Raw genomic sequence first — 14,360 nt, 5'->3', positions numbered from 1 at the left:
CCTAGCGGCAGGTCATCCGTGACTGCGCCCAGTCCGCGAGCGCCGTCGTGTCGAACGGCGTACGCGGTTCGACGACGAGCCTCACCGTGTTGCGGCCGCTCAGGTCCACATGCACCGGTACCGCCGCGTCACCGCCCTTGACCAGCGGGGACTGCCACAACCGCGCCCCGTCCCCGTACACGGAGAAGCGCACCCTGCCGAGGCCCATCGTCATGTCGTCGACACCGACGACCGCGTCGTACGTGGAGCAGCTGCGGTTCAGGTCGATGGTGACGGAGGACCGGCCGTGCACGGTCACCCCGTGGGAGTACCGCCTGTCGCCGACCGAAAGGCCCCAGCGCTGCCACACCCAGCTGCTCTCCGTGAGCCGCATCTCGGGCTTGGTGCCGTCGCCGGTGAGGCCGTACTTCAGCTCGTTCCACTGGTAGACCCGGGGGGCCGGTGGCGGCGGGGGCGGCGGCTTCGGGGCGGGCTTCGGCGGGGTCGGCCTGGGCTTCGGTGCGGGCGGGGGTGTGGGCTTCGGCTCGGGCTTCTCCTCGGCGGGCGGCTTCGGAGTGGGGGTGGGCGTGGGCTTCGGGGTCGGCTTCGGCGCGGGGGGTGGCGGCTTCGGCTTGGCCTTCGGCTTCTCGGGCGGCGGCTTCCGCGGGACGACCGACTCGGAGACCACGGGCTCCTTGGACGGCGGAGGGTCCGCCGCCTTCGGCTTGCCGTCTCCTCCGGTGAGGGCGATCGCCGCGGCGACCCCGGCGGCCACGACGACGCCCGCCGCGATACCGGCCTTCGCGGGCGCGCCGAGCCCCTCGGACGCGGCCGCACCGCCGGCCGCGGACCCGCCCGTCGACCCGCCGGCCGCGGCCGCACCCGCGGCCCCCGCGGCGCCCGCCGAGACGGTGCCGCCGCCGACGAGCGCGGCCACCTTCGCGTACCCGGCGGCACCGAACCAGCCGATGACGGCGATCGGCACGACCGCGGGAATCCCGCTCGCGACGTCCTTGATCTGCCCGGCGGCGAGCCGGCACTTCGCGCACTCCTCCAGGTGCTTGCGCAGGCCACGCTCGGCACGGGTGCGCAGGCCACCGCGCGCGTAGGCACCGAGCCGGTCGGCGTAGCGCGCGCACTCCTCGCTCTCGGTCAGCGTCGCACTCACATGCGCCTGCAAATAGGCCTGTTTGAGACCCTCGCGGGCCCGGCTCGCGAGCACGCGCGTGCCGTTCGCGTCGAGGCCGAAGAGCGTGGCGACGTCGCTGGGGGACTCGTCCTCGACCTCCGTGTGCCACAGCACGGCCTGCCAGCGCTCCGGCAGGCTCCGGAAGGCCTGCATGGCCATCGACTGCTCGGCCTCGTGCATGGCGCGGACGTCCGCGCCCAGATCCAACGTGTCGTCGTCGGAGACCTCGGTGCCCCGCGCGGCCTGCGCGGCGAACACCGCGAAGTCGTCGACCAGGTGCTCGCGCTTCGCCGACTTCGTCCACCCGGCGGCGACGCGGCGCACGGTGGTGAGCAGGTAGGCGCGCACGGCGTGCTCGGGGCCGCTGCCGCCGCGCACCGCCTGCAGCATGCGGGCGAACACCTCGGCGGTCAGGTCGTCGGCGGTGTGGGCGTCGCGGCAGCAGGTGCGGGCGTAGCGGCGCACGGCCTCGGCGTGCCTGCGGTACAGCTCCTCGTACGCGGAGTCGTCGCCGGAACGCATCCGCGCGATCAGGTCGGCGTCGGGCACCGGCGCCTCGGCGCCTCCCGGCATCAGGGAGTCGGCACTGCCCTCGCGCTGCGGCGGCACGCTCGGAGCGGCCTCGTCGGCCGCGCTGACGGGGCCTCCCGCACTGCTGCCGGGGCCGTCCTGGGACGCCTCGTCCCGACCGTCAACACTCATCGCGGAACGCCCCCGGTTGCACACTCAGACCCGACCACCGGGAAAGAGTGACACACGGTCGTGCCGCGGCCGAGGGAGAAGACGTGCAACCACCCGTCCGGGGCGACTTCCCGTAATGGAGCACTACCGTTCACCCATTCGGGGAAGGCTCAACGTCCGACGTCAACCGTGGAGTTGAGCCTCCCGCCGCATGGGCGCTGCTCAGGGCCGCGACCGCAGACCCTCCAGCAGGATGTCGAGAAGCCGCGACGAGGCCGCCGCCTGCTGTGCCGCGTCCGGCAGCGAGGGCGCCGCCGTGGCGATCACCAGCAGGACATCGGACACCGTCACGTCCGCCCGCAGCTCGCCCGCCGCGCGGGCACGCTCCACGAGACGGCCTACGACGTCGAGGAGCGTCGCCGCTCCCGTGTCGTCACCCAGGGAGGTCGACTCCTCGATGGGCGCCTGGCGCTGTTCGACGAGACGCAGGTCCGGGGAGTCCGTGGCCGGCTGCCGCTGCTGCGGCACCCGCACCTCGTCCTCCTTGGCGCCGTCCTCGACGCTCACCCGCAGCACCTGCGGCGGCAGCAGCCGGCCCGCGCCCGATGCCACGGACGTCCGCAGGAAGCGCGAGAGCGCCGACCACGGCTCGTCCTCCTGCCCGAGCGCCGCACGCGCCTGGTCGGTCAGCCGGGAGGTCTCCTCCTCGGCTATCCGCCTGACCAGCACGTCCTTGCTCGGGAAGCGGCGGTAGACCGTGCCGACCCCGACCCGCGCGCGGCGTGCCACGTCTTCCATCGGCGCGCCGTAACCCAGCTCGCCGAAGACTTCGCGTGCCGCCCTCAGTACATGTTCGAGATTGCGCTGTGCGTCGACACGCAGCGGTGTCGTGCGCGCTCCTTCCCCCATGTCGCGTCCGTTCCCGCTCGGGCCGACGGCTGATGCCGACACGGCAGCGGAAGTCCAGTGAGTCTCCTGAATGTGCATACGCGTTCCCCCGGTAATGACGTCTCCCCCCGGAGACACTCCCCGCCATTGACTACCGAAGTGTGAGGAGCGAGCCCTTCCACGAGCCGGAAAACCGGCCCGACGAGCGCATCCCCCGACACCCCGACGTCACACGAACATAGTTGAGCGGGGGTCAATTCAGAAGAGGCGGGTTCCGCACAGCGTGCCCCCCGATCGGAGTATGCGCCCTTTCCGGCCTTCCCGTACCCCTCTTCCGCTCCCTCTCCGCCCCCGCTGACCTGCGTACCTGGACCGCCCGACGGCCACAAACCGAGGCACTCCCGCGCACCGCTCCCGGTCACACAAATTGCCGGGCCTGTGGACAAACGCCAAAGCCCGGTGCGTCATGGGATGGTGAAGGCTGCGATCTCCCGGGGGACGACCCCGGTGCCCCAGGACTGTGTACGCATTCTCGTCGTCGGCGGCGGCTACGTCGGCATGTACACCGCGCTGAGACTCCAGCGAAAGCTGAAACGCGAGCTCAAGCGGGGTGAGGTCGAGATCGTCGTGATCGCCCCCGATCCATATATGACGTATCAGCCGTTCCTGCCCGAAGCCGCCGCGGGATCCATTTCGCCGCGCCACGTCGTCGTACCGCTCCGCCGCACCCTCGACAAATGCCGCATCGTGATCGGCGAGGTCGAATCGGTCGACCACACCAAGCGCACCGCGACCTTCACCACCCTCGCCACCGAGGAGGAGGGCACCGGGTCCGTCCGGATCGCGTACGACGAGATCGTCATGGCCCCCGGCTCGATCGCCCGCACGCTGCCCGTGCCGGGACTCGCCGAGAACGCCATCGGCTTCAAGACCGTCGAAGAGGCCATCGGCCTGCGCAACCACGTCATCGAACAGATGGACATCGCCTCCTCCACACGCGACCCCGCGATCCGCGACGCGGCCCTGACCTTCGTCTTCGTAGGAGGCGGTTACGCGGGAGTCGAGGCGCTCGGCGAGCTGGAGGACATGGCGCGCTACGCGTCCCGGTACTACCACAACATCAAGGCCCAGGACATGAAGTGGATCCTCGTCGAGGCGACGGGCCGCATCCTGCCCGAGGTCGGCGAGGAGATGGGCAAGTACACGGTGCGCGAGCTGCGAAGGCGCAATATCGACGTACGCCTGGAGACCCGGCTCGACTCGTGCGAGGACCGCGTGGCCGTCCTCAGCGACGGCGCCCGCCACCCCACCCGCACCGTCGTCTGGACCGCCGGCGTCAAGGCGCATCCCGTGCTCGCCGCCACCGACCTGCCCCTGAACGAACGCGGCCGCCTCAAATGCACCGCACAGCTGTCCGTCGACGGCACCACGCACGCGTGGGGCGCGGGAGACGCGGCCGCCGTCCCCGACGTCACCGCGGACGAGCCGGGCACGGAGTGCGCACCCAACGCCCAGCACGCGGTGCGCCAGGCCAAGGTCCTCGCCGACAACATCGTGGCGACCCTGCGCGAGCGCCCTCTCCAGGAGTACGAGCACAAATACGTCGGCTCCGTGGCCTCACTCGGACTGCACAAAGGTGTCGCGCACGTCTACGGACGCAAGCTGAAGGGCTACCCTGCCTGGTTCATGCACCGCGTCTACCACCTGAGCAGAGTGCCGACCATCAACCGCAAGTCCCGAGTGCTCGCCGAATGGACCCTGTCCGGCCTGTTCAAACGCGAGATCGTCTCCCTGGGGTCGCTCGAACACCCCCGTGCGGAGTTCGAACTCGCGGCCGGTGGGGAACGCCCGAAGGGGTCCTCCTGACCGGAGTCAGGAACTCCCCGCACAGGACCGGCGTCTGACGGATGTCAGTCCGTTCGGTCAGACTGTTCGTGTGACCGTGGGCAGGCCGTCAGGCCGACACCAGGGACGTCCGCTCTCGACATGCTGTGTTCCCGATCCAGAAGCGACACCACGAGGCCTACCGCAGTGAACTTCACGCGCTGGAGCGCCCGGCTCCCCGGAACGCAGCGCCGCGCAGCAGCGCGGACCGAACAAGCGGTCGCCACGGCACCGCGCGGGGACGGCTCCGTCCCCGCGGCCCGCGCCGAGCGGCCCACCGAGGCGGGCGAACCCCTCCCGCCGGGGGGCGCCGTCGGCGGCCCCACCCGATCCGACGGCATCGACGAACTGCCGGTCCGCGAGGTGCTCGACCGCATCCCGGCCCTCGTCGCCCTCGTCCACGGCACCGACCACCGCATCGCGTACGTCAACGACGCGTACGTGGCCGCATTCGGCCCCCGCCCCGTCGGCGAGCCCGCGCGCGTGGGCCTGCCCGAACTGGCAGAGCTGGGTCTGGTCTCACTCCTCGACCAGGTCCTGCGCAGCTCCAGACCGCGCACCGTCAAGTCCCGCAAGGCAGCCTCCGGCCGGTCGTACACGTTCACGTGCACCCCCGTGACGCTGCCGCTCGGCGGCTCCGCGGCGGGACCCGAGGACGGCAGCGGCGTCCTGGTGTTCGCCGCCGACGTCACCGACCACGCCGAGGCGGCCGAGCGCCTGCGCACCAGCGAACGCGCCCAGCGCGAGACCGCCGTCACCCTCCAGAAGTCGCTGCTGCCCCAGGAGTTGGAGCAGCCCGACGACCTACGCATCGCCGCCACGTACCAGCCGGGCGGCACCGAGGCGGCGGTCGGCGGCGACTGGTACGACGTGATCACCCTCGGCGGCGGCCGCACCGCCCTCGTCATCGGCGACGTGATGGGCCGCGGCGTGCGCGCGGCCGCCGTCATGGGCCAGCTCCGCACGGCCGTGCGGGCCTACGCACGCCTGGACCTGCCCCCGCACGAGGTCCTGCAGCTCCTGGACGGCCTCGCCACCGAGATCGACCCCAGCCAGATCGCCACGTGTGTCTACGCGGTGCACGACCCGAACGAAGGGAGCCTCGTCTACGCCTCGGCGGGACACCTCCCCATCCTCGTGCGCGACGAGCACGGCACGATCCACCGCGCGGAGGAGCCCACCGGCCCCCCGCTCGGCACCGGAGGCTGGCTGCACACCTCGGGCTCCGTCCCCCTCGGCCCCGGCTCCACCGCCGTCCTCTACACGGACGGCCTCGTCGAGCGCCGCAGCGAGGACATCGACGAAGGCGTGGCCTCACTGGAACGCGCCCTCGCAGGCGCCACCGGCACACCCCAGGTGGTGTGCGACCGGCTGATCCGCGCCCTGGGAGTGACGGCCGACCACGACGACGACGTGGCCGTACTGGTCCTCCAGCACCCGGCCCGCGCCGGGGGCGACGCCGAACTGTTCAGGAACGCCGCCCTGGAGCTCCTCGGCGGTGTGGAGGCCGCACCACGCGCGCGTGCCTTCGCCACCGGTGTCCTCGCCAGCTGGCGCTTCTCCCCGGAACTCCACGACCTGGGAGTCCTCGCGGCCAGCGAACTGGTCGCGAACTCCCTCCAGCACGGCACCCCGCCGATGCGGCTGCGCCTGCGCCGCACCGACCGCCGCCTGATCATCGAGGTCACCGACGGCGACGACCATCTGCCGCGCCGCCGCCACGCCGAACCGGCCGACGAGGCGGGACGCGGCATCGCCATCGTCGCGACGATCGCGTCGAACTGGGGCTCGCGCCGCACACCGGGCGGCGGCAAGGCCGTCTGGTGCGAGTTCGCACTCCCCAAGTAGACGTCCGGTAGACGGTCAGGCGTGCGCGGTCTCCGGCTCGGCCGGAGCCGGTCCGCCCTGCGCCACCACCGGGCTCTTCGCCAGCGAGGGCTGGTTCTGCACCGGGGTGAGCCGACGCCCCAGCCGCACCGCAAGCACCGTGATGCCGAGCGAGAAGAGAACGAACGTCACGATGTACGGGACGTGCAGCGCGGCACCCATCGGCCCGCCCACGGCCGGACCGACCGCGAGGGCCAGCTGCTTCACCAGGGCGAAGGCCGAGTTGTACTGACCGACCATGCCGCCCGGCGCCAGATCGGCGACCAGCGGCGCGACGGTCGGCGACAGCATCGCCTCACCGAGCCCGAACAGGGCGTACGTAGAGATGAACGCGGCGGTCGCCATCGCCTGGCTGCCGTGCCCGACGCCCGCGTACCCCGCGAGCAGCCAAGCGAAGGCCCAGATCAGACCGACGGCCGCGATCACACGGGACCGCTTGCGCCGCTCGACGAACTTCAGGACGGCGAACTGCGCGATCACGATCATGGCCGTGTTGGCGGCCAGCGCGATGCCGAGTGTCGACGCCGAGATGCCCGCGGCCTCCACGCCGTACGCGGAGAGACCCGACTCGAACTGCCCGTAGCAGGCGAAGAAGATCACGAAGCCGAGCACGCACAGCTGCACCATGGCCTTGTGCCGCAGGAGCGCACGCATGCCGCCCTGCGGGGCGGAGGCGTCCTTCGGCATCGCGTCCTGGATGGACGGCGCGTGCGGCAGCCGCACGGTCAGCGCGATCGCCGCGAGCACCAGGAACATCACGGACTCGATGGAGAACAGCAGTGTGAAGCTGCTCGGACGGCTCTCGTCGACGATCTGGCCACCGATGAGACCACCGATGCCGAGGCCCAGGTTCTGCAGGAAGAACTGCATAGCGAAGGACCGCGTACGGGTGGCGGGCGTCGACGACCAGACGATCATCGTCGCCAGCGCCGGCTGCATGACCGCCGTACCGGCACCGAGCAGCGCCGCGGAGAGGATCGCCGTCAGCTCGCTGTTCGCCACACCCAGCGCGACCGCGCCCACGGAGGCGACACCCGCCGCTCCCACGAGCACCGGCAGGGGGCCGCGACGGTCGATGACGCGGCCGGTGATGGGCAGGACGATCAGAGCGGCCATGGCGAACGCGGCGAGCACGATGCCCGCCGCACTGGATCCCAGTTCTCGCACCTGCGCCACATAGACGTAGAGGAACGGAACCGTGAACCCGATGCCGAACGCGCTCAGCGCGCTGCCTGCCTGAATACGACGCATCGCTGCGCCCATCGCCCTGGTCACTTTCACCTGCCTTGAGAGAGTGGTTGATGGCTTAGAAGTGAAGACTTCGAAGCTAAAGTTCGAGACTAAACTGTACACACCGAAGGACTTCGATGCCAAGCGGGGCCGTGCCATACTCGGCCCATGGGTGACACCCCCGGCCCAAGCGAGCCGACACTTGAAGAGCAGATCGCCGCGTATCAGCGGGAGTTCCAGGACCTCGACCCCCAGGTCGAGGAGATCGTCTCGGCCCTCGGCCGCCTGAACCGCCGCATGAACGTCGCCTACGGCCGCCAGACGGCGACCCTCGGCATCAGCAACGCCGAGTGGGAGGTCCTCAAGGCCCTCGTCCTCTCCGGCGCCCCGTACCAAATGGGCCCGGGCGAGCTGGCCAAGCGCCTCGGCCTCACGCCGGCCGCGATGACCCACCGGATCGACCGCATGGTGGCGGAGGGTCTGGTCACGCGGGATCGCGACGAGAACAACCGCGTCCGCGTCATCGTGGAGCTGACCGCGGAGGGCCGCGAGAAGTGGCTGGAGGCGATGCGTCTCGCCACGGTCTTCGAGGAGGACCTCCTCCAGGATCTGTCCCAGGAGGAGCGCGGCGCGCTGGGCGAGGTGCTGACCCGTCTTCTACGTCGCGTGGAGCACGCCCAGCCGGACGCGGGCGGACGCCTGACGGACCTGGACTGATACCTGCTGGACTGAGGGGCTCTCCGGCGGGGTACAGGGGGTGGTTGACAGTCACCTGCCCGACCCGTAAGGTTCTTCGGGTTGCCACGGAGCCGTAACGGTTCTGCGACAGCACCTCCGCCGCTGAAGCGGCAAACCAAACTCTGCACGACCTCCCAACGGAACCGATTCGGCATGCCCGAATTCAATTCCAAGGCTCGATTATGAGTCGCCGGGAAAACCCGCTAGAGTTTGAGACGTCGGAACGGCCCAACAGCCGCAAAGACAAACCCCGCTGACTGGGGGTCAGGCCCGAAAGGATCTGATAGAGTCGGAACCGCCGGAAAGGGAAACGCGAAAGCCGAAAGGCCGGAGCGGGAACCGGAAAGGCACCGAGGAAGTCGGACACGAAAGAGTCTGATAGAGTCGGAAACGCAAGAACAGCAAGAACAAAAGAAACACCGAAGGGAAGCGCCCGGAGGAAAGCCCGAGAGGGTGAGTACAAAGGAAGCGTCCGTTCCTTGAGAACTCAACAGCGTGCCAAAAGTCAACGCCAGATATGTTGATAACCCCGTCTCCGGCCAATCGGCTGGGACGAGGTTCCTTTGAAAAAACACAGCGAGGACGCTGTGAACGGCCGGGATTATTCCTCCCGACCGTTCCGCTCTCGTGGTGTAGCACCGGATTACCGGTACACATTCACGGAGAGTTTGATCCTGGCTCAGGACGAACGCTGGCGGCGTGCTTAACACATGCAAGTCGAACGATGAAGCCCTTCGGGGTGGATTAGTGGCGAACGGGTGAGTAACACGTGGGCAATCTGCCCTTCACTCTGGGACAAGCCCTGGAAACGGGGTCTAATACCGGATAACACCTACTCTCGCATGGGAGAGGGTTAAAAGCTCCGGCGGTGAAGGATGAGCCCGCGGCCTATCAGCTTGTTGGTGAGGTAGAAGCTCACCAAGGCGACGACGGGTAGCCGGCCTGAGAGGGCGACCGGCCACACTGGGACTGAGACACGGCCCAGACTCCTACGGGAGGCAGCAGTGGGGAATATTGCACAATGGGCGAAAGCCTGATGCAGCGACGCCGCGTGAGGGATGACGGCCTTCGGGTTGTAAACCTCTTTCAGCAGGGAAGAAGCGAAAGTGACGGTACCTGCAGAAGAAGCGCCGGCTAACTACGTGCCAGCAGCCGCGGTAATACGTAGGGCGCAAGCGTTGTCCGGAATTATTGGGCGTAAAGAGCTCGTAGGCGGCTTGTCACGTCGATTGTGAAAGCTCGGGGCTTAACCCCGAGTCTGCAGTCGATACGGGCTAGCTAGAGTGTGGTAGGGGAGATCGGAATTCCTGGTGTAGCGGTGAAATGCGCAGATATCAGGAGGAACACCGGTGGCGAAGGCGGATCTCTGGGCCATTACTGACGCTGAGGAGCGAAAGCGTGGGGAGCGAACAGGATTAGATACCCTGGTAGTCCACGCCGTAAACGGTGGGAACTAGGTGTTGGCGACATTCCACGTCGTCGGTGCCGCAGCTAACGCATTAAGTTCCCCGCCTGGGGAGTACGGCCGCAAGGCTAAAACTCAAAGGAATTGACGGGGGCCCGCACAAGCAGCGGAGCATGTGGCTTAATTCGACGCAACGCGAAGAACCTTACCAAGGCTTGACATATACCGGAAAGCATCAGAGATGGTGCCCCCCTTGTGGTCGGTATACAGGTGGTGCATGGCTGTCGTCAGCTCGTGTCGTGAGATGTTGGGTTAAGTCCCGCAACGAGCGCAACCCTTGTCCCGTGTTGCCAGCAGGCCCTTGTGGTGCTGGGGACTCACGGGAGACCGCCGGGGTCAACTCGGAGGAAGGTGGGGACGACGTCAAGTCATCATGCCCCTTATGTCTTGGGCTGCACACGTGCTACAATGGCAGGTACAATGAGCTGCGAAGCCGCGAGGCGGAGCGAATCTCAAAAAGCCTGTCTCAGTTCGGATTGGGGTCTGCAACTCGACCCCATGAAGTCGGAGTTGCTAGTAATCGCAGATCAGCATTGCTGCGGTGAATACGTTCCCGGGCCTTGTACACACCGCCCGTCACGTCACGAAAGTCGGTAACACCCGAAGCCGGTGGCCCAACCCCTTGTGGGAGGGAGCTGTCGAAGGTGGGACTGGCGATTGGGACGAAGTCGTAACAAGGTAGCCGTACCGGAAGGTGCGGCTGGATCACCTCCTTTCTAAGGAGCACTTCTTACCGAGTCCGCTCGGTCAGAGGCCAGTACATCAGCGACTGTCTGATGCTGGTTGCTCATGGGTGGAACGTTGACTACTCGGCACACTTGATCGTCTTCTCCTTCTAGTACTGCTCGTCAGAGCGTGGAGCGTTGAGGGAAGCGGTAAGGGTGTCGGGCACGCTGTTGGGTATCTGAGGGTACGGGTTTGTCCCGACCTCAATGCCGACCCCAGTGCACTCGGGCTACTGGTCCGGGGTGATGGGTGGTTGGTCGTTGTTTGAGAACTGCACAGTGGACGCGAGCATCTGTGGCCAAGTTTTTAAGGGCGCACGGTGGATGCCTTGGCACCAGGAACCGATGAAGGACGTGGGAGGCCACGATAGTCCCCGGGGAGTCGTCAACCAGGCTTTGATCCGGGGGTTTCCGAATGGGGAAACCCGGCAGTCGTCATGGGCTGTCACCCGCTGCTGAACACATAGGCAGTGTGGAGGGAACGCGGGGAAGTGAAACATCTCAGTACCCGCAGGAAGAGAAAACAACCGTGATTCCGGGAGTAGTGGCGAGCGAAACCGGATGAGGCCAAACCGTATGCGTGTGATACCCGGCAGGGGTTGCGCATACGGGGTTGTGGGATCTCTCTTTTACAGTCTGCCGGCTGTGAGACGAGTCAGAAACCGTTGATGTAGACGAAGGACATGCGAAAGGTCCGGCGTAGAGGGTAAGACCCCCGTAGTCGAAACATCAGCGGCTCGTTTGAGAGACACCCAAGTAGCACGGGGCCCGAGAAATCCCGTGTGAATCTGGCGGGACCACCCGTTAAGCCTAAATATTCCCTGGTGACCGATAGCGGATAGTACCGTGAGGGAATGGTGAAAAGTACCGCGGGAGCGGAGTGAAATAGTACCTGAAACCGTGTGCCTACAAGCCGTGGGAGCGTCGGATATGTGCTTGCACATATCTCGTGACTGCGTGCCTTTTGAAGAATGAGCCTGCGAGTTTGCGGTGTGTTGCGAGGTTAACCCGTGTGGGGAAGCCGTAGCGAAAGCGAGTCCGAATAGGGCGATTTAGTAGCGCGCTCAAGACCCGAAGCGGAGTGATCTAGCCATGGGCAGGTTGAAGCGGCTGTAAGAGGTCGTGGAGGACCGAACCCACCAGGGTTGAAAACCTGGGGGATGACCTGTGGTTAGGGGTGAAAGGCCAATCAAACTCCGTGATAGCTGGTTCTCCCCGAAATGCATTTAGGTGCAGCGTCGTGTGTTTCTTGCCGGAGGTAGAGCACTGGATAGGCGATGGGCCCTACCGGGTTACTGACCTTAGCCAAACTCCGAATGCCGGTAAGTGAGAGCACGGCAGTGAGACTGTGGGGGATAAGCTCCATGGTCGAGAGGGAAACAGCCCAGAGCATCGACTAAGGCCCCTAAGCGTACGCTAAGTGGGAAAGGATGTGGAGTCGCAGAGACAACCAGGAGGTTGGCTTAGAAGCAGCCACCCTTGAAAGAGTGCGTAATAGCTCACTGGTCTAGTGATTCCGCGCCGACAATGTAGCGGGGCTCAAGCGTACCGCCGAAGTCGTGTCATTCCAGCAATAAGCCCCAACGGGTGCTGGGATGGGTAGGGGAGCGTCGTGTGCCGGGTGAAGCCGCGCCGGAAGGCAGTGGTGGACGGTTCACGAGTGAGAATGCAGGCATGAGTAGCGATACATACGTGAGAAACGTGTGCGCCGATTGACTAAGGGTTCCTGGGTCAAGCTGATCTGCCCAGGGTAAGTCGGGACCTAAGGCGAGGCCGACAGGCGTAGTCGATGGATAACCGGTTGATATTCCGGTACCCGCTGTGAAGCGTCAAACATCGAGCCCATTAATGCTAAGGCCGTGAAGCCGTCCTGGAGCCTTCGGGCAAAGGGAAGTGGTGGAGCCGCCGACCCAAGGTGGTAGTAGGTGAGTGATGGGGTGACGCAGGAAGGTAGTCCAGCCCGGGCGGTGGTTGTCCCGGGGTAAGGGTGTAGGCCGTGCGGTAGGTAAATCCGTCGCACACAAGGCTGAGACCTGATGCCGAGCCGATTGTGGTGAAGTGGATGATCCTATGCTGTCGAGAAAAGCCTCTAGCGAGTTTCATGGCGGCCCGTACCCTAAACCGACTCAGGTGGTCAGGTAGAGAATACCGAGGCGTTCGGGTGAACTATGGTTAAGGAACTCGGCAAAATGCCCCCGTAACTTCGGGAGAAGGGGGGCCATCACTGGTGATCGGATTTACTCCGTGAGCTGGGGGTGGCCGCAGAGACCAGCGAGAAGCGACTGTTTACTAAAAACACAGGTCCGTGCGAAGCCGTAAGGCGATGTATACGGACTGACGCCTGCCCGGTGCTGGAACGTTAAGGGGACCGGTTAGTGCGCTTTCGGGCGTGCGAAGCTGAGAACTTAAGCGCCAGTAAACGGCGGTGGTAACTATAACCATCCTAAGGTAGCGAAATTCCTTGTCGGGTAAGTTCCGACCTGCACGAATGGCGTAACGACTTCTCGACTGTCTCAACCATAGGCCCGGTGAAATTGCACTACGAGTAAAGATGCTCGTTTCGCGCAGAAGGACGGAAAGACCCCGGGACCTTTACTACAGTTTGATATTGGTGTTCGGTTCGGCTTGTGTAGGATAGGTGGGAGACTTTGAAGCGGGCACGCCAGTGTTCGTGGAGTCAACGTTGAAATACCACTCTGGTCGTGCTGGATGTCTAACCTCGGTCCGTGATCCGGATCAGGGACAGTGTCTGATGGGTAGTTTAACTGGGGCGGTTGCCTCCCAAAGAGTAACGGAGGCGCCCAAAGGTTCCCTCAGCCTGGTTGGTAATCAGGTGTTGAGTGTAAGTGCACAAGGGAGCTTGACTGTGAGACCGACGGGTCGAGCAGGGACGAAAGTCGGGACTAGTGATCCGGCGGTGGCTTGTGGAAGCGCCGTCGCTCAACGGATAAAAGGTACCCCGGGGATAACAGGCTGATCTTCCCCAAGAGTCCATATCGACGGGATGGTTTGGCACCTCGATGTCGGCTCGTCGCATCCTGGGGCTGGAGTCGGTCCCAAGGGTTGGGCTGTTCGCCCATTAAAGCGGTACGCGAGCTGGGTTTAGAACGTCGTGAGACAGTTCGGTCCCTATCCTCTGTGCGCGTAGGAATATTGAGAAGGGCTGTCCCTAGTACGAGAGGACCGGGACGGACGAACCTCTGGTGTGCCAGTTGTCCTGCCAAGGGCATGGCTGGTTGGCTACGTTCGGAAAGGATAACCGCTGAAAGCATCTAAGCGGGAAGCCTGCTTCGAGATGAGTATTCCCACCCCCTTTGAGGGGTTAAGGCTCCCAGTAGACGACTGGGTTGATAGGCCAGATCTGGAAGCCCGGTAACGGGTGGAGGTGACTGGTACTAATAGGCCGAGGGCTTGTCCTCAGTTGCTCGCGTCCACTGTGTTGGTTCTGAAACCACGAACAACCCCATGCAAGGTCACGCATGGTGCGGTTGACAGTTTCATAGTGTTTCGGTGGTCATAGCGTGAGGGAAACGCCCGGTTACATTCCGAACCCGGAAGCTAAGCCTCACAGCGCCGATGGTACTGCAGGGGGGACCCTGTGGGAGAGTAGGACGCCGCCGAACTTTTTTTGGGAAAACCCCCGCACCATTGGTGCGGGGGTTTTCTGCGTTCCGGGTCAGTTTTCGCGGAGCTT

General features: G+C 65.6%; 6 protein-coding genes and 3 rRNA genes. 6 read left to right on the top strand and 3 right to left on the bottom strand.

Annotated elements, in window-relative coordinates:
* Position 1: 1 nt before the first annotated feature.
* Entirely contained in the window at positions 2 to 1,870 is a 1,869-nt protein-coding gene (locus NOO62_RS19000) for a sigma-70 family RNA polymerase sigma factor (protein WP_268772087.1), read from the bottom strand.
* A gap of 201 nt (positions 1,871 to 2,071) precedes the next feature.
* Positions 2,072 to 2,836, bottom strand: a complete 765-nt coding sequence (locus tag NOO62_RS18995; RefSeq protein ID WP_268772086.1) for a TetR/AcrR family transcriptional regulator — start codon at positions 2,834 to 2,836, stop codon at positions 2,072 to 2,074.
* Positions 2,837 to 3,244: 408 nt separating this feature from the next.
* On the opposite strand from NOO62_RS18995, the gene NOO62_RS18990 reads away from it, so the two are divergent.
* Together NOO62_RS18990 and NOO62_RS18985 are read left to right on the top strand one after the other, a co-directional pair.
* On the top strand, positions 3,245 to 4,603 hold the full coding sequence (locus tag NOO62_RS18990; protein WP_268772085.1) for an NAD(P)/FAD-dependent oxidoreductase: 1,359 nt from the start codon (positions 3,245 to 3,247) through the stop codon (positions 4,601 to 4,603).
* Between the two features lie 165 nt (positions 4,604 to 4,768).
* Positions 4,769 to 6,469 (top strand): ATP-binding SpoIIE family protein phosphatase, encoded by a 1,701-nt coding sequence (locus NOO62_RS18985; protein ID WP_268772084.1) that lies wholly within the window; start codon positions 4,769 to 4,771, stop codon positions 6,467 to 6,469.
* A gap of 15 nt (positions 6,470 to 6,484) precedes the next feature.
* Here NOO62_RS18985 and NOO62_RS18980 read toward each other — a convergent pair whose 3' ends face one another.
* Complete coding sequence (locus NOO62_RS18980; RefSeq protein ID WP_268772083.1) at positions 6,485 to 7,771, bottom strand: MFS transporter; 1,287 nt, start codon at positions 7,769 to 7,771, stop codon at positions 6,485 to 6,487.
* A gap of 135 nt (positions 7,772 to 7,906) precedes the next feature.
* Between NOO62_RS18980 and NOO62_RS18975 the strand changes: the two genes are divergently transcribed.
* From NOO62_RS18975 to rrf, 4 genes are all read left to right on the top strand, one after another.
* Positions 7,907 to 8,455 (top strand): MarR family winged helix-turn-helix transcriptional regulator, encoded by a 549-nt coding sequence (locus tag NOO62_RS18975; RefSeq protein WP_268772082.1) that lies wholly within the window; start codon positions 7,907 to 7,909, stop codon positions 8,453 to 8,455.
* Positions 8,456 to 9,132: 677 nt separating this feature from the next.
* Positions 9,133 to 10,657 (top strand): 16S ribosomal RNA (locus tag NOO62_RS18970).
* Positions 10,658 to 10,963: 306 nt separating this feature from the next.
* Positions 10,964 to 14,085: ribosomal RNA gene (locus NOO62_RS18965) — 23S ribosomal RNA — on the top strand.
* 87 nt (positions 14,086 to 14,172) lie between these two features.
* A 5S ribosomal RNA gene (rrf, locus tag NOO62_RS18960) occupies positions 14,173 to 14,289 on the top strand.
* The 16S, 23S and 5S rRNA genes sit together here, the layout of an rRNA operon.
* Positions 14,290 to 14,360: the final 71 nt, after the last annotated feature.

This window comes from Streptomyces sp. Je 1-369, from assembly GCF_026810505.1.
In the GTDB taxonomy this organism is placed as follows: Bacteria; Actinomycetota; Actinomycetes; order Streptomycetales; family Streptomycetaceae; genus Streptomyces.
The sequence above is the reverse complement of the archived record's forward strand: the minus strand, read 5'-3'. Positions and strand labels throughout refer to the sequence as shown.